18 protein-coding genes are annotated in these 15,228 nt (G+C 71.7%); 10 read left to right on the top strand and 8 right to left on the bottom strand.

All coding sequences use genetic code 11. The annotated features are described in order from the left end of the window. The first annotated feature begins 109 nt into the window (after positions 1–109). Positions 110–391, top strand: a complete 282-nt coding sequence (locus HNR67_RS22535; protein ID WP_185004195.1) for a hypothetical protein — start codon at positions 110–112, stop codon at positions 389–391. Positions 392–417: 26 nt separating this feature from the next. Here HNR67_RS22535 and HNR67_RS46305 read toward each other — a convergent pair whose 3' ends face one another. Both HNR67_RS46305 and HNR67_RS22525 read right to left on the bottom strand, forming a co-directional pair. After that, a complete protein-coding gene (locus tag HNR67_RS46305; RefSeq protein WP_185004194.1) occupies positions 418–1,338 on the bottom strand; it encodes a M56 family metallopeptidase in 921 nt (306 codons plus the stop codon). Continuing rightward, positions 1,335–1,697 carry a BlaI/MecI/CopY family transcriptional regulator gene (locus HNR67_RS22525; RefSeq protein WP_185004193.1) on the bottom strand — a complete coding sequence of 121 codons (363 nt, stop codon included), beginning with the start codon at positions 1,695–1,697 and terminating at the stop codon, positions 1,335–1,337. Before HNR67_RS22525 ends, HNR67_RS46305 begins: the two co-directional genes overlap by 4 nt. A 98-nt stretch (positions 1,698–1,795) precedes the next feature. Here HNR67_RS22525 and HNR67_RS22520 point away from each other — a divergent pair, with 98 nt between their 5' ends. Further along, a complete protein-coding gene (locus tag HNR67_RS22520) occupies positions 1,796–2,803 on the top strand; it encodes a C40 family peptidase (RefSeq protein ID WP_185004192.1) in 1,008 nt (335 codons plus the stop codon). 29 nt (positions 2,804–2,832) lie between these two features. On the opposite strand, the gene HNR67_RS22515 is transcribed toward HNR67_RS22520, so the two are convergent. Both HNR67_RS22515 and HNR67_RS22510 read right to left on the bottom strand, forming a co-directional pair. Then, positions 2,833–3,327: a DUF3237 domain-containing protein gene (locus HNR67_RS22515; RefSeq protein WP_185004191.1), complete on the bottom strand. Its 495-nt coding sequence runs from the start codon at positions 3,325–3,327 to the stop codon at positions 2,833–2,835. Further along, a complete protein-coding gene (locus HNR67_RS22510; RefSeq protein WP_246492572.1) occupies positions 3,324–3,773 on the bottom strand; it encodes an ester cyclase in 450 nt (149 codons plus the stop codon). Before HNR67_RS22510 ends, HNR67_RS22515 begins: the two co-directional genes overlap by 4 nt. Positions 3,774–3,831: 58 nt before the next feature. Here HNR67_RS22510 and HNR67_RS22505 point away from each other — a divergent pair, with 58 nt between their 5' ends. Next, on the top strand, positions 3,832–4,440 hold the full coding sequence (locus HNR67_RS22505) for a TetR/AcrR family transcriptional regulator (protein ID WP_185004190.1): 609 nt from the start codon (positions 3,832–3,834) through the stop codon (positions 4,438–4,440). 19 nt (positions 4,441–4,459) lie between these two features. Here the strand turns inward: HNR67_RS22505 and HNR67_RS22500 are convergent, their stop codons facing one another. Further along, positions 4,460–5,110, bottom strand: coding sequence for an O-methyltransferase (locus tag HNR67_RS22500; RefSeq protein ID WP_185004189.1), 651 nt, complete (start codon positions 5,108–5,110; stop codon positions 4,460–4,462). A 72-nt stretch (positions 5,111–5,182) separates the two neighbouring features. On the opposite strand from HNR67_RS22500, the gene HNR67_RS22495 reads away from it, so the two are divergent. The 3 genes from HNR67_RS22495 to HNR67_RS22485 are packed head-to-tail and all read left to right on the top strand — an operon-like array spanning position 5,183 to position 7,730. Continuing rightward, positions 5,183–5,800, top strand: a complete 618-nt coding sequence (locus HNR67_RS22495; protein ID WP_185004188.1) for a TetR/AcrR family transcriptional regulator — start codon at positions 5,183–5,185, stop codon at positions 5,798–5,800. A 33-nt stretch (positions 5,801–5,833) separates the two neighbouring features. Next, positions 5,834–6,910: a serine hydrolase domain-containing protein gene (locus tag HNR67_RS22490; RefSeq protein ID WP_185004187.1), complete on the top strand. Its 1,077-nt coding sequence runs from the start codon at positions 5,834–5,836 to the stop codon at positions 6,908–6,910. A gap of 34 nt (positions 6,911–6,944) precedes the next feature. Then, positions 6,945–7,730, top strand: coding sequence for a MerR family transcriptional regulator (locus HNR67_RS22485; protein ID WP_185004186.1), 786 nt, complete (start codon positions 6,945–6,947; stop codon positions 7,728–7,730). Between the two features lie 77 nt (positions 7,731–7,807). On the opposite strand, the gene HNR67_RS22480 is transcribed toward HNR67_RS22485, so the two are convergent. From HNR67_RS22480 to HNR67_RS22470, 3 genes are read right to left on the bottom strand one after another with little or no spacing between them, the layout of a single operon-like run. Next, positions 7,808–8,260 carry a hypothetical protein gene (locus HNR67_RS22480; protein WP_185004185.1) on the bottom strand — a complete coding sequence of 151 codons (453 nt, stop codon included), beginning with the start codon at positions 8,258–8,260 and terminating at the stop codon, positions 7,808–7,810. Continuing rightward, positions 8,257–9,033 (bottom strand): hypothetical protein, encoded by a 777-nt coding sequence (locus HNR67_RS22475; protein ID WP_185004184.1) that lies wholly within the window; start codon positions 9,031–9,033, stop codon positions 8,257–8,259. The genes HNR67_RS22480 and HNR67_RS22475 overlap by 4 nt, the downstream gene beginning before the upstream one ends. Before the next feature lie 11 nt (positions 9,034–9,044). Further along, on the bottom strand, positions 9,045–10,223 hold the full coding sequence (locus tag HNR67_RS22470) for a PA2928 family protein (protein WP_185004183.1): 1,179 nt from the start codon (positions 10,221–10,223) through the stop codon (positions 9,045–9,047). A gap of 125 nt (positions 10,224–10,348) precedes the next feature. Here HNR67_RS22470 and HNR67_RS22465 point away from each other — a divergent pair, with 125 nt between their 5' ends. Genes HNR67_RS22465 through HNR67_RS22450 form a run of 4 tightly spaced genes read left to right on the top strand, consistent with a single transcriptional unit; the run spans position 10,349 to position 15,226 of the window. Further along, positions 10,349–11,581, top strand: a complete 1,233-nt coding sequence (locus tag HNR67_RS22465) for a hypothetical protein (RefSeq protein ID WP_185004182.1) — start codon at positions 10,349–10,351, stop codon at positions 11,579–11,581. Beyond that, complete coding sequence (locus tag HNR67_RS22460; RefSeq protein WP_185004181.1) at positions 11,578–12,510, top strand: hypothetical protein; 933 nt, start codon at positions 11,578–11,580, stop codon at positions 12,508–12,510. Before HNR67_RS22465 ends, HNR67_RS22460 begins: the two co-directional genes overlap by 4 nt. After that, complete coding sequence (locus tag HNR67_RS22455; protein ID WP_185004180.1) at positions 12,507–14,156, top strand: tetratricopeptide repeat protein; 1,650 nt, start codon at positions 12,507–12,509, stop codon at positions 14,154–14,156. The genes HNR67_RS22460 and HNR67_RS22455 overlap by 4 nt, the downstream gene beginning before the upstream one ends. Then, the gene (locus tag HNR67_RS22450; protein ID WP_221490002.1) at positions 14,153–15,226 is read left to right on the top strand and encodes a CHAT domain-containing protein; all 1,074 of its coding nucleotides are present in this window, start codon (positions 14,153–14,155) and stop codon (positions 15,224–15,226) included. The genes HNR67_RS22455 and HNR67_RS22450 overlap by 4 nt, the downstream gene beginning before the upstream one ends. Positions 15,227–15,228: the final 2 nt, after the last annotated feature.

The following is a 15,228-nucleotide window of genomic DNA, read 5'->3' as shown; positions in this document are numbered from 1 at the left end:
CGGCCACCATCGTCACCGCCACGGCGAACACCCGAGGTGGGCTGGTCGCTGTTGGCGTCCAACGGTCGGCGGGCGGGCCGACCAACCGCGGGCCAATCAGGTGCTCGTCGTGCTCGTATCCGCGAGCCCAGATGTTCCCCACCTGCTCGGTGCTGGAGCTGAGTTGCCTGCGCTGCAACGCGATCGACAGGAGCACCTCACCGAGACGCGGTTCCGCGCCGCCGGTAACTGGGGAAGATGTCCAGCGAATCCTGCTCTCGGCAAGGCAGATCCGGCAGGCCGTAGATCCGCGGACAGCGTTTCGAAGCTGGGTGGCAAGATGTTGTTTCCCCAGAACGATTCCGAGGACTTCCAGCTTCCGGCGCCGTCGATTGAGACCATCGCGGGCTGAGGCGATCTACCACCGGACCAGCCCGCTCAGTGCGCGCCAAGCACCAGCGACAGCACGCACAGTTCGCTCACCGCGTTCCCCACCCACCCCACGCCGACCACCACGCACCCCAGCACCAACACCGGCGCCACCCAACGCCAGCACCTACCGCCCGGTCGGGACAGCTGCGCGATCCGCGTCGCGAGCTGCTCCCCCGGCGCCGCCGGATGATGCGGGAAGGCACGCAACGCCGCCAGCACCGCGGGCACCCCATGCGCGCGAGCGGCGACGGCATCCGCGTCCAGCTCGGTCAGCAACGCCACCTCGCCCGGGGCCGCCCGGAACAGCGGGACGAACGGAAAAGCCTTACGCAGCGCGGCAAACCCCGCCACCACCAGATGATGCCGACGAGTCCGGTGGGCTTGTTCGTGGGTGAGTACGGCGGCCAGCTCCGCCTCGGGTGCCTGGTCGAGCAGGGCGGTGCTGACGACGGTGGGGCCGGTGGTGCCGGCGAGGCTGTAGGCCAGGGGTTGGTCGTGCGGGAGGGTGACCACGGTGGGGTGGCCGGGGATCGGGGTGGCGAGCAGGGCCAGGGCGTCGCGGTGGGTGCCGGTGCTGTGGCGGACTCGGCGGGCGTGTGGGATCACGGTCAGTAGCAGGCGGGTGAGCAGCAGGGTCACCAGGAGCACGGCGGTGGTGTGCAGGGCGGTTTCGGGGGCGAACAGGCCCGCTTCGCGCAGGGCTGTCCAGCAGCGGTGGACGGTCGCCGACCAGGCCGCGGTGGTGACCTCGGGGAACAGCAGCAGGGCGATTCCGGTGGGCAGGGCGAGCAGCGCGCCGATGGTGGTGAGCACCCAGGCGGTCAGGGTCAGGGCTGGGGGCAGGGTGCGGCGGGCCAGGCGGAGGGCCGGGGTGGCGTACCAGGCCAGGGCCAGGGCGGTGGTGATCAGCAGCAGGCCCGCGGTCACCGGCGCCGCCCGTCCTCGCCCAGCACGTCACGCAGGGCGGCGGACTCCTCGGCCGAGACCGACTGGGCGAAGTGCAGCAGCACGGCGGCGGAGTCCGGGGACTCGTCGAGCACCTCGCGCAGCAGGCGGGCGGTGCGCTGGGCGCGGGTGGCGGTGGCCAGGTACCGGAACGCGCGGCCGTGCTTCTCCCTGGTGAGCCAGCCCTTGCGGCACAGCTTGTCCAGCACGGTCTGCACCGTGGTGTAAGCCAGTGCCCGATCGGGCCGCAGCGACTCCAGCACGTCACGGACGGCGACCGCGCCCTCGGCGGCCCACACCACGTCCATGATCGCCGATTCCAGTTCACCAAGCCCGTGCACCTGCGCATTCTGGCATGTCCGGACCGCCTGGCTCGAACTCCTACGCTCGATAGTAGTGTGGCGGCGTGGCTGTCAAACCCAACCGTCGACCCGTTCGGATGACTCTGCTGATCGCCGCGCTCGGCGCCACCTCGGTGGCCGTGCCGGGTGCGGCGGCGGCCGATCCACCGCCGCCCGCCAACGCCTCCGAGGCGCTGACCAAGCTCACCGAGCTGAACAAGGAGGCGGTGAAACTCACCGAGGAGTGGCACAACACCCGCGATGACCTGGACCGGCGGCGCAAGGACCAGGACACCGCCAAGACCCAGCTCGACCAGGCGAACCGGGAAGCGGGCGCGGCCAGGGACAGCATCGGCTCCTACCGGGTCGAGGTGGACAAGCTGGCCGCCGCCTCCTTCGACAACGTCGGCCTCAACCCGGTCGCCGCCCTGCTGACCAGCGGTTCCCCCCAGGATTTCCTGGACCGGATGTTGTTGCTGGACATCGTTTCCAGCGAACGCAAGGACACCCTGGAGGGCTACCGCCGGGCCTTACAGCTCGCCGAGACCGCCCAGCGCCGGACCGAGGAGGCCGGTCGCCGCGCGGGCGAGGCCGAAGCGCAGGCGAGCCGGCTGCTCGGCGAGCTGGATCAGCGCAAGGCCGAGATGGATCGCCGGGTGGCCAGCGCCAAGGCCCAGCTGGACCGGCTCTCCGCCCGGGACCGCGGCGCCCTCACCGGCGGCGGCCAGACCAACTACACGGTCAACGACATCCCGCAGGGCCTGGCCCAGCAGGCCATGCAGAAAGCGTTGGGCCGTCAGGGAAAACCCTATGTCTGGGGCGCCTCCGGACCGGACACCTTCGACTGCTCCGGCCTGCTGTACTGGTCCTACCGCCAGCTCGGCGTCACCCTGCCCCGCTCCAGCCGGGACCAGGCCAGGGTCGGCGCCGCGGTGACCAGGGACCAGTTGCGGCCGGGTGATTTCGTGGCCTTCTACCAACCGGTCGGTCACATCGGGATCTACGTGGGCGACGGGAAAATGGTGCACGCGCCGCAGGGCGGGGACACGGTGAAGGTCTCCGGTGTGATGTGGGGCGACCTGGTCGCCATGCGCCGCCTGGGCTGAGGCGGAGGTCGGCTCGGGCGATCACGGCTTCAGGTGATCTGGTCGACCCGGTAGGCGATCCCGCCGTCGACCAGGTATCCCGAGCCCACGCAGACGATGTCGTTGAGCCATGCGTAGTGCCCTGCTCCGGTCTCGAAGAGCGGGTTCGTCCGGAAGTAGTACCGGCTGGGGTCGATGTGGTGCCTGGTGGCGGGATCGGCCAGGTCAGGCCGCAATTCGGGCGGGGTGACCCAGCGGCCGCCGTAGGTCATGTGCACCAGGGCGTCGTCGTGGGTGCGCAGGGTCAGCCGGACATCCAGGTTCATCGTCCCGTCCGGGCCGAACAACGCCCAGTCACCGCCACCGGGAAGCACCTCGCCGCGCAGCCGCGGCCCGCGGAAGGTGCCGCCTGCGGAACCGAAGACGGTGCGCCTGCCGAAGGGGCCCGTGCCGATCTCCAGCCGCGGGTTCAGGTCGATGACGATGTCGAACAGGTGGCAGGTGGTGATCTCGCCGATGGTCTTCACCCGGGGGTCGTGCGTCATGTGTTGTCTCCGAACAGGGTGTGCCGGACCGCGTCCGTGGACACGCCGGACTGGGCGCACAGTGCCGACAGGTCGATGAAGAACCGCTCGCCGGCGATCAGGTCGTCGGCGAAGGTGAACTGGAGGAACGCCGGCAACTCGGCGCGTCGGCCGTTGGGCGTCACGCCGAACCGATCGCCGGTCATGGTCATCCGCACCGTACCCCAGCAGACCAGCGTGTCGTCGTTGGCGGCGTGGCCGTGCAACTCGACCTCATAGTCGGGAAAAGACGCGAAGAAGCGGGTCAGCGCCTGCTCGTTGGCCGCCGGCCCGCGTGCCCTGGTCCCGAAGGCCGGCGCCTCCAGCAGCATGTCCCGGTGCAGCAGCCGCAGGGCCGCGGGCACATCCTGGCGGCTCTTGGCGACCGCCAGCTCCTGTGCCAACTCGAACATCCGGTGATCGTTCATAAAGTAAACGTACGGTCGATCGTACGTTTACCGCAAGAGTTGTGGCAGGATCCAGTCGATGAGCGAGATCGCGGGTGACCGGCGCCTGCTGCGCGGCGCGCAGTCCCGGCGGGCGATCGTCCGGCACGCCGTCGATGTGGCATCGCTGGACGGGCTCGACGGGCTCAGCTTCGGCAGGCTCGCGATCGATCTCGGGCTCAGCAAGAGCGGTGTGCAGACCCTGTTCGGCACGAAGGAGAACCTTCAGGTCGCCGCGGCCGAAGCCGCACACGAAGCGTTCGGGGATGCCGTGATCCGCCCCGCCCTGTCCCAGACCAAAGGCGCCGCACGGCTACGCGTCCTGGTCGACCAGTGGATCGCCTACGCCGAGGGACCGCTTTTTCCCGGCGGCTGCTTCTGGGCGGCGAACCTGCCCGTCTTCGACAGCCGCCCGGGTCCGGTCCGCGACGCACTGGCCAACCAGCAACGGGCCTGGCGCGGCCTGATCGCCGCCGAGGCGCGACATGCCGCTGACGCGGAACACATCGCCGGCCTCGACGCCGATCTCGTGGCTTTTCAGATCGATGCGGTGCTCACCGCCACGAACATCGCGCTACGACTCGGCGAGGATGACGCGGTGCGCAAGGCCCGCCGGGTCATCGAGGCGTTGCTCGCACCAGCACGCTGAGCCGCCCCGACCGCCGCGATCACAACCGGCAGCTGATCTCCAGGCCGTCCTCGACCGGGAAGGTCACGCTCTGGTAGCCGTTCTCCGGGTCGCGGACGTAGTCGAGGTAGGGCTGCAGGCTTTCCAGGTTGACGTCGTCGGCGACCACCAGGGTGCCTGGGGCCAGGCGTGGTTCCAGGAGCTGGAGCACGGGCAGGCAGAGGTTCTTCCAGCCGTCGAGCAGGACGAAGTCGGCGGGGGTGTCCCCGGCGAGGGTCTCGCGGGCGTCGCCGAGCCGGACCGTGATCAGGTCGTCCAGGCCGGTCTCGGCGAAGGTGCGGCTGGCGGCCTCGGCCTTGGCCGCGCTGAGTTCGGTGGTGACGACGTGGCCGGAACCGTTGTCGCGCACCGCGGCGGCCAGGTACAGCGTGGAGATCCCGAACGAGGTGCCGAACTCGACCACGGTGGCGGGCCGGATGGCGCGGATCAGGTTGTAGAGCAGTCGGCCGCCCTGGGCCGAGATGGGCATGACGATCTCCGCCGCGGCATCGGCCTGCTCCTGCGGCGCCATCGCGGCGAAGTCGGTGCGCCAGGACGGCGGCAGGCGGGTCTCGTCCTGGTCGGCCGAGGCGAACAGGCGGGTCAGCTCGGCGGTGACCCTGGGGTCTTCGAGGGTGTTGGCGGTTGTCATGGGACCTAGAGTAGACGCAACGGTGCGTCTAGTCTAGGTCGAACGGTCGTACCCTCTTGCGAGGAGGTGCGGATGAGATCGGACGACGTGGCCGACCCGGCGGCGCGGCGGCATCACGGCAATCGGCACGGCCGCAGCGAGCACGCGCGGCGCGCGGTGCTGGAGGCCGCCGACGACCTGCTGGTGGAGAAGGGGTTCGCCGGGGTCACCATCGAGGCCATCGCGAGCAGTGCCGGAGTGGCGAAGCAGACCATCTACCGCTGGTGGAGCACGAAGACCGACATCCTGCTCGACGCCTTCCTGCAGGACGCGGCCGAGGACCTGGCGGTGCCCGATCACGGCGAGGTCGGCGCCGACCTGCGGGACTACCTGTCGAGCCTGACCCACTTCCTGACCCGGTCGGACGCGGGCGCCGTGCTGCGCGCCCTGCTCGGCCAGGCCCAGCACGACCCCGCCTTCGCCGCGGTGCTGCGGGCACGGTTCCTGGACGAGCAGCACGACCGCGACCGGCTGGTGATCGAGCGGGCTGTCCACCGTGGACAGTTGCCCGCCGACCTGGACGTGCCTGCGGAGGTCGACCAGCTGGTGGGGCCGATCTACTACCGCCTGCTGGTCACCGGCGATCGGATCGACGAGCACTTCACCGACCGGTTGGTAGCGGCCTTCCTCCAGCGTGCCGGGAGGAGTTGACCCCGCCCCGAGGTCAGGGCACAGCCTGGCCGCATGACAGACATCGCGCTGACCGAGGCCGTCCAGGCGTTCGTGGACATCGGATTCGCCGGGATACAGGTACGCGTAAACGATCAGCGCGGCGAGTGGACGGGCAGCGCCGGGGTACGCGAACTGGGCGGGACGGCGAAGCCGCCGACGGACGGCAGGTTCCGGATCGGCAGCAACACCAAGACCTTCGTCGCGACCGTGGTGCTGCAACTGGTCGCCGAGGGCCGGATCGGTCTGGACTCCCCCGCCGCCGACCACCTGCCGCGGTTCGCCCTGGACCGGCGGATCACCGTGCGGATGTTGCTGGCGCACACCAGCGGGGTGTTCAACCACACCGGCGAGGTCGACCCGGACGGGACGACCGTGCCCGGCCTGCCCTCGATCGGCCAGGACTGGGTGGACCACCGCTTCCGTACCTACCAGCCGGACGAACTGGTGCGTTTCGCGCTGGCCAGACCGGCGAGGTTCGCGCCGGGAACCGGTTGGGGCTACTCGAACACGAACTACGCGCTGGCCGCGCTGCTGATCGAGCAGGTCACCGGGCGCTGCTACGCCGAGGAGTTGCAGCGACGGATCCTGCGTCCACTCGGGCTGGACAGCACCATGACGCCGGGCGCCTGGCCGGGAATCCCCGGGCCGCACGCGCACGGCTACTACCGCTACCAGCACGCCGGGCAGTCAAGAACGGTCAACGTCACCCGGCAGAATCCGTCCCTGCTGTTCGCCTCGGGTGACCTGATCTCGACCACCCAGGACCTGCACACCTTCTTCGCCGCGCTGATGAGCGGCAGACTCCTGCCAGCCCCGCTGCTGGCCGAGATGCGCCGGACCGCGCCTGACAGCAACGGTTTTGGCCTTGGCCTGCGTGTGCGGGAGGCGAGCCCGGACTGCGGCGGCACCCTGTTCTTCCACAACGGCAGCACCATCGGTTACGGCGCGCTGATGTACGGCACGCCCGACGGCAGCGAAACCCTGACCGCCTCGGTGACCGGCGGGGACGCCGAGGTCGACCTGGCGACGGAGTTCCCGAAGGCGTTGGACCGGCTGCTCAACGCGTTCCGCGACGGGCAGCCGGGTTGACCTTGACCTCGGGTCAGGCCGCACACTGCCGGACATGGCTCCCCCGACCGGCGTCACGATCGGCCAGGCCGCGGCCTTCGCCGGGGTCACGGTGAAGACGTTGCGGCACTACCACCGGCACGGACTGCTCGCCGAACCACCGAGGGACAGCTCCGGCTACCGGCGGTACGGCTCGGCCGACCTGCTGCGGCTGGTCCAGGTCCGCATCCTGGCCACCGCCGGGGTGCCGCTGGCCGAGACCGGGCCGCTGCTGGCGGCCGGGACCGAGCAGTTCACCGCCGCGGTCGGCGACGTCGACCGGCGTCTCACCGAGCAGATCGCCGCCCTGACCGCCCGGCGGGACACCCTGCGCCGGCTCGCCGAGGGCGACCGGCTGCTGCTGCCGGACCGGGCGCTGGCGATCCTGGCGCGCTTCACCGAGCTTGGCTTCGATCCCGACTACGCGGTCGGTCAGCGGGAGGCGCTGGTGCTGGCCAGGGCGGTGGCGCCGGAGTTGTTCGACATCTTCCTGACCCAGCTCGAACACCGGCTCGCCAACCCGGAGTTCGTCCTCCTGACCAAACGCGCCTGGGACGCCCGGTCCTGGGCGCCGGCGGACCCGCGGATCGAGGAGCTGGCCACCGCGCTGGCCGACAACCTGCTGGCCGACCGCGAGCGCCTGGCGGTACCGGCGGGCGTCCGGCTCCCGCCCGATGCCGCCACCCGGTACGGGCTGGTCAACCACCACGGCGAGGATCAGTCAGCACCGGCATGGGCCCGGCTGAACGGGCTCGTCGAGGCCAGGCTGCGCGCCGCGGGCGTGTCCATCCCGCACCAGTGACGGCTCCGTCTACCGAACGGTCGGTAGACATGCAAAAGCGACCGGCGCTCAGATCGCGCCGGTCGCTTGCGTCGGGGTCAGGACAGTTCCCGGACGTCCCAGCCGAAGTCGCTGATCGTTTCCCGGCCCTCGTGCTCGGCCAGCACGATCAGTTCCATCCCCAGCGCGTTCGGGCTGAAGTGGATCTCAACCCGGCTGCTGAAATCCGGGCGGATCGCCGAGTGGTACTCCAGCACGTCGGCCTGGCCCTTGAGCAGCTGCTCGAACTGGGGCGTGCTGAGCCCGCGGGACACCTTGGCCACTGCCTTCTCGCAGCTCTCCGCGTTCGCCCTGGCCTGGAACTTGGTCAGGGCGGCGCCGGAGAGCAACTGGCAGGTCTTCGGCGAGTTGACCGCCACGGCGCGGAAGAACTCGTACACGGTGTCGCCGCTGGACCTGAGATAGGCCGTGCATCCCTTGAAGATCAGCACGATCATCCCGATGGTCACCACCCCGGCCGCGACCCGGACCAGGACCTGCCGCGCCGTCATGGCTGGGCCGCTACCACGACGATCACCTCGGACTCGTCGTGGGCCAGGTAGCGCACCCGGACCACCGCGCCCGGCTGGGCCTGCGCGACCATCTCCGGCGAGAGCGTCTTCTCCTGCACCAGGTCGAACTTGCTGCCGTCGGGCCGGGTCACCCGCATGCCCATGGACACCACGGAGCGGTTGCCGCGGATCTCGCCGGTGGGGGCCAGGGACAGCACCACCGCCTGGGTTTCCAGGCCCTGGTGGGAGATCTGCAGCTGCCGGGGCGTCACCAGGCCCTTGGCCAGGCGGATCTGGTCGAGCACCGACTGCAGTTCGGCCGGGGGCGCGTCGGTGGCCAGCACGACCTTGTCGTTGCCTGGCAGGTAGCGCACCGGCAGCAGGCTGCCGGGCTGCACCGCGGGCATGTCGGTCAGGTCCACCATCTGCTTGGCCGTGGCCCGGAAGGACCGGCCGTCCTGGGCGTCCACGTCCAGGGTGATCAGCAGCTGCGGCTGGTCGTTGACGGACAACCCGGTGCGGGACAACGCGACCACCGTGCCCATGCCGATCGGCGCGCCCCGGTAGGCGGCCGGGATCTTGCCGCCGAAGCCGGAGTTCTCCAGCGCCGCGCTGACCCGGAACAGCATGGGGACCACGGTCAGGGCGATGATCGGGCCGGCGATGAAGCCGCTGAGCCAGGGCATCGGGCCAGTGCCGGTGAGGCCCTCCTGGATGTAGAGGAAGGTGGCGACCAGGCCGACCGCGGCGATGAGCCAGGCGAGGATCTTCATGTCTGGTCCTTTCAGAAGGAGGGGTTGCCGAAGAAATCGATGGTGCCGAGGTAGAACCAGTTGATCCGCCCGTCCAGGCCGATCGTGGCGAGGCCGTCGCCGAGCATGCTGTCCTCGCCATCGGCGAAGAGCAGCGTGCGCTTGCCGGGGCTGGTCAGGACGCGGTTCATGCCGGGGCCGATCGGGTGGGTCGCGACGACCTGGCCGGTCTGCACGGACACCACGCTCACCGCGTAGTTCCGGGAGTTGAGGTCGCGGAGGTGCTGCACCACCACCAGTCCGGCGGGTGTGCCCGCCGCGCTGCTGGAGCTGTCCGGGAAGCCCTTGCCCTCGACCTCGCCAGGCGGCGGGGTGAGCAGCAGCCTGCCCTCGTGGAAGACGGTCTCGCCGATCGGCGTGCCGCCGCTGTTCCCGGTGCGGCGGACCAGGCGCAGGCCGGGCACGTCCTCCCGCGGGATCAGCTCCACCTTCTCCCGCCCGGCGAGCACACCGTGGCTGGAACTGGCACCGCTGGTGCTTTCGGTGCCGGGACGCTGGGGGCTGAGCTTGCTCCGCCAGGTCCTGGCCAGCTCCGGCGGCGCCGGGGCCGCGACGACGGTGTCCAGTGGAATGGTGCGCAGACCGCCGTCGGCGCTCATGGCCACGATCGAGGTGGACGAGGCGTCGTAGCCGTAGGCGGCGCTGGAGGTCACCGGGTTCGGCAGGCCCTGGATGTCGCCGTCCCTGGCCAGGATGTCACCGGTGGCCAGGTCCAGGATCACCAGGCCGCCATCGGTGGCCACATAGGCGTTACGGGCGCCCGCGGTGATCACCTTGGCCTGCCAGCCCGGCGGCATGCTGGAGAGCTGTGTGTCCCACAGCCGCCGCCCGGTGTCCAGTTCGACGGCGAACAGCCGCACCTGGAAGGTGTCCTGGGTGATCATCTGGAACAGGCCGCGGCTGCCGCTGCGCCGGTAGGGCACCAGCGCGATCTCCTTCTCCGCCACCGTGGCGTACCCGACCCCCTTCTGCGCGTCGGCGCTCACGTACGGCGAGGCGAAGTAGGACATGCCGAAGACCATGAATCCGATGAACGAGAACAGGACCAGGACGAAGATCCCGCCGTTCCGCTTCCGCCTGCGGAAGCTGCGCTGCACCTCATAAGGCCCTGGTGAGGCCCACACGTACCCGTCCTGGCTGCTGTCCTTCATCGGGCTGCTCCCCTCGTCATGGGAGAAGCTTCGAGCCAGGGCTGCGGCTACCGATCACAACTTTGCGGCCATGGGCCGGCCTGTCGCCGTCAACCCCTAGGCTGGCCGGTATGGGGATGGGGACGGTGACGACGGTGTCACGGGGGCAGGTGCTGGCCCAGGCCTGGGCGGAGCTGGGTCCGGCGGTGGCGCCGCTGAGCAACGGCCTCGGCCGTCCGCTGGTGCGCACGGAGAAGCTGATCCTGGACCCGCTGGTGCTGCGGCCAACGCACAATCCGCGCTTCGCCGGGGTCTCGGTGCGGGCCGAACACGCCGGGGAACTGCGTGCGGTGCTCGCCGCGGCCGGACCGGCGCTGGCGGCCACCGCCGGCTGGTTCACCCTGCTCAAGAAGGCGCGGCGGCGGGCCAAGGTCACCGAGGGCAACCCGCAGGACCTGTACTTCCAGCGCTGCTACGAGCTGGCCACCGAGTACGGCGACCCCGGCATCCGGCCGGATGCCGACCGGATCGCCACCGACACCATCGCCGAGCTGCACGAACCCGGCGGGCGGCTCACCGTCACCGAACTGCGCGAGTTCGTGCGCACGCACGCCCCCGAGCTGACCGCGCTGCTCACCCGCACCTGGCCCGCCCCCCGGCAGCGCACCGCGCCCGCCGCCCGGCTGGCCGACTTCCTGGCCACCAGCGCCGAGGCCCCGGACGCCGAGCTGTTCGCCACGCTGGTCGAGGGCCGCGCGGGCACGCACGAATCAGCCGAGGTGGAGCGGCCGGGGGTGGCGCTGGGCTACGGGCTCACCGACCACCAGCGGCTGGTCCCGCCCGCGCTGGGCAGCACCGCGTCCAAGAAACAGCTGCCCAAACCGCTGGACCGCTCCATCCTGGAACGCTTGTTCGCCTCCTTCACCAGCGCCTTCCACCGGGAGGCGATGGCCGAGGTGCCCGCGCTGGTGCGGCAGGAGATCCACCGCTGCGCGCAGCCCTGGCAGCTGGCCGAGGAGGTCAGCAGGCTGGTGCTGGTACTGGGCCGGGACGCCACCGACGGCCTGGACGCCGACGGCCCGGCCGCCCCCGGCGCGGCCACCCGGCTGCGCGCCCGCTGGCAGCGCGAGGCGTTCGTGCGCCGGGTGCAGCGACTGCCCGCGGCCGAGGTGCCGGAACGCTCCCGCGCGGACGTCTTCGGGGTCCGCCAGGCCTATCTGCGCCGGTTGTGGGTGCGGCTGCACGGCAGGGAACTGCGGGCCGAGGAGGTCACCGCCGACCAGGTGTGGGACCTGCTGGACGGCGTGCTGCGCTCGGTGATCATGGACCAACGGGACCAGCTCCGCTCGGCGCTGAGCCGGGAAGCTGGTGCGGCATGACCCATCCCGAACAGACCGCGCTGGTGGAGGCCGCCGGCGCGCTGGTGTCCTGGGACCTGCTGGGCGCGCCGGAGCCGGTCGTCGAGGTGCACGCGGCCGACCGCGCCGCCGCCTGGCAGTGGGAACTGGCCGAGCCCGCGGTGCTGACCGCCGTGCACCGGCTGGCCCTGCTGAACTGGGCCCGATTCTGGTGGCCCGCCTCGGCCCTGGCCGGGGTGCCGGTGCTGCACCCGGCGTTGCTGGCCGCCGAGCACGCGCTGGCCACGCACGCGGTCAGCCACCTGCTCGACGACGAGCAGGCCACCGAACGCGCGCTCGCCGCACTGCTGCCGCTGCCGCTGGAAGCCTTGTCCGCCAACGAGAACCTGCACGCCGAGGCACTCGCACTGGCCGAGCGGCTGGCCGAGCTGGCCGAGGACTTCGGCGTCCAGGCCCCCGCCCCGGCGGCGGCGGCCCGGCGGGATGACTACGCGCTCGCCGCCGGTGGTGGCGGGCAGCCGGGTGGCCTGGTGGTGCAACGGGGTTCGGCCCCGGTGGACTGGTCGCTGGTGCCCGCCGGTGCGGCGGACGCGGTCGCCGAGGCGAGCTGGATCATCCTGCGCCGCAACGGGATCTCCGTGCTCGAAGCCTCCATCCCACCCAGCCCCGGCGGCTTCCCGCCGCGGCTGGCCGCCCGGTTCGGGCCGGTCGAGCTGGACCTGGAGCCCACCCCGACCGGTGAGCTGACCGGCTCGATCCCGTTGCCGGCCACCGCGTTGCTGCTGCCTGCCGACCAGCGGGTGCTCACCGTGTACGCGCCGGAGTTCGCCGCACCCGCTCCCCCGGACCCGGCCGCCCCGGCCCGTCGCGCGGCCCTGGTGGGCTTCGCCCTGTCCCGTCTGGAGGATCCGGCCGCCAGCCTCACCGAACGCGCGGGACGGCTGCTGTGACCACCCCCGCGGGACCGCACTGGCAGCGCTGGAAACGGCTGCACAACAAGGGCGCGTTGCAGGCCAGCCGGGGCAACCTGAAGGCGGCCAATCGACTGGTGCGCAAGGCATATGAGCTGACCCTGGCCGCCCCCGGTGATCCGGAGGCGCTGGCCAGGCGGGCGCAGACGTTGATCAACCTCGCCAACCTCACCGAGGGCCGGGAGGCGATCGAGCTGGTCAACACCGCGATCGGGCTGACCCACGAGTGCGAGGCGCTGGTGGGTGATGAGTTCGGCACGGTGTCCTTGCGCGCCACCCTGTTCGCCGTGCGCGCGATGACCGTGCTGAACACCGGCGAGTGGCGGGAACCACTGGCCGACCTGCGGCGGTCGCTGGAACTGGAACCGGCCAACGAGGTCGCCCAGCCCGTGCTCGGCCACCTGCTGAGCTGGCTCAACCAGCTGGCCACCGAGCGCCGCCACTACGCCGAGTTCGCCAAGGCCAGGGAGATCCTGGACGCCGGGCTGGAGGCCGTCGCCTGGTTCCCGCTCCCGCAGGAACAGGGCATGGCCGTGCTGCTCAGCACCAGGGCCATGGTGCTGGCCGCCGCCGGTGACTACGCCGAGTCCGCCACCGACGCCGAGGCCGCCATGGCGCTGGCCGAACGGGTCGCGCCGGAACTCATCCCGAACATCCACCTGGCCCTGGCCGAGGTCGCCGACGGCACCGGGGACCAGGCCACCTCCGGCGAGCACCTGCACCTGGCGCGGGAGTTGTTCGCCGCCATCGGCGAGGCCGAGGGCGAGGCGATCGCGTTGAACAGCCTCGGCAGGCTCGCCCACCTCAACAGCCGGGACGACGAGGCGCTGGCGCACTACACCGCGGCGGCGAAGCTGGGCGCCGATCCCTGGCACCAGGTGGTCAGCCAGTTCGGCCGCGCGGCCATCGCGGTCATCCAGTCCCGGCCGGAAGAGGCATTGCGGCTGCTGGACGAGATGCCCGCGGACTCGCCCCGGTTCCGGACCGCGGTACTGCAGGTGCGCGGCAACGCCTACGAGACGATGGCCGAGTTCGCCAAGGCCGACGAATGCCTGGACCAGGCCAGGGCGCTGTGCGTGGACAACGGCATGTGGCATATGGCGCTGACCCTGGACTCCTGGCGTTCGGGCGCCCTGCACCGCCGGGCCGCCTACGGCGTGCCACCAGCCGATCTGGTCGCCCCCGCGCTGGACCTGGCGCTGCCCGCCGCACTGGCCGCCGAGGCCGCGCGCCGGCGTTTCCGGGCCGGTCCGATGCGGGAGCGCTGGATCGCCCAGGCCGCGGCCCCCGCCACCAAGGCCGCCCTGGTCGCCATCGGCGCCACCCTGGACGAGCAGCTGGTGGTGGCCTACCTGGACCATCTGGCGGCCGCGGTGTCGCTGCCCGGCCAGTCCGCCGAACCCGCGGAGATCGACCACTCCGCGCTGCTGTCCCTGCCCACGCCGGAGGATCTGGCCCTGGTCGCCTCGGGCGAGGGTGAGCCGCTGCCGGTGCCGGAACTGCTGCTGCCGCCCAGGGTCCGGGCGAACACCGCGGTGCCCTCGCGGCTGGATCCGTGGCTGGACCTGGCCGAGCAGCGCTACGGCATCCAGGTGCGCTCGGCGGAGGTGGTGCGCTCGTGGTGACCACCGTCCAGGTGACCTACGTCGACGCGGGCGAGTTGTACATCAGCTGGCGCTGGGAACACGATCCGGAGCACCCCAGGGCGCTGATCCTGCCCAGGGACCGGGTCGGCCCGCCGCTGGCCGAACTGGCCGAGGCGCTGCCCACCCCGCGGCCCGGCGAGTCCGCGCACCAGGCCCTGACCAGGGCGCTGGCACACGGCGCGCTGACCGACCGGGACCGCGAGCGCAAGCTGTCCTGGCAGCTCACCGGCGTGCTCTTCCCGTCCCAGCTGGGCCAGGAGCTGCACCGGGCGCACGAGCGGGGTCCGCTGCACGTGCGCATCCAGCCGTCCCCGTCCACCGCCCAGGTGCCATGGGAGTCGCTGCGGATGGAGGAGGAGGAACGCTTCGTGCACGCCGCGAAGGTCTCCATCCTCACCCCGGCCACCGTGCGCAACGCGGTGGCCCGCCGGGTCTCCCCCGGCACCGGCCCGGTGGCCGCGGTGGTGGACCCGCCGACCCCGCTCGGCCGGGTACTCGGCCAGGTGCCGGAATCCCTTGCGGCACTGGAGGTCCTGGACCGGGACACGCTGCGCCCGGCACTGGCCGAGGCCGGCCGGTTCCTCTACGTCGGCCACGTCACCACCACCGCGCACGCCCTGGACGCCCGGCTGCACCTGGGCCAGGGCCCGCTCACCGCCGCCGACCTGCTCGGCTGGCGGATCCCCAACCGCACCGCGCTGATCGCCTGCGAGAGCGGCGGCGACCACCGCTACGCCGAACCCTCCGGCCTGGTCGCCGCGCTGGTGCACGGCGGCGCCGAGTACGTCACCGCCACCCGCTGGGTGCTGCCCACCGACGCGGGCCTGACCAGGCTGTTCCCCGGTTTCCGGACCCCGGAGCACGGCGTGCTGAGCGAGGCGGTGCTGGCCGTGCACCAGGCCCAGGAGCAGCCGGATCCGGTCGCCGCGCTCAACGCCTGGCAACGCACCCAGGCCGAGGGCTGGGACTCCACCGGCGCGCCGGAGCTGACCCCGCTGGTGTGGGGGGCCTTCGGCGTCGCACACGCGCCCGCGCCGCCGGGAGCGTAGGC

The sequence above is a fragment of the Crossiella cryophila genome (assembly GCF_014204915.1).
Taxonomy (GTDB): Bacteria; Actinomycetota; Actinomycetes; order Mycobacteriales; family Pseudonocardiaceae; genus Crossiella; species Crossiella cryophila.
Note: the sequence above shows the minus strand (reverse complement) of the source record. Positions and strands in the feature narration are given on the sequence as shown.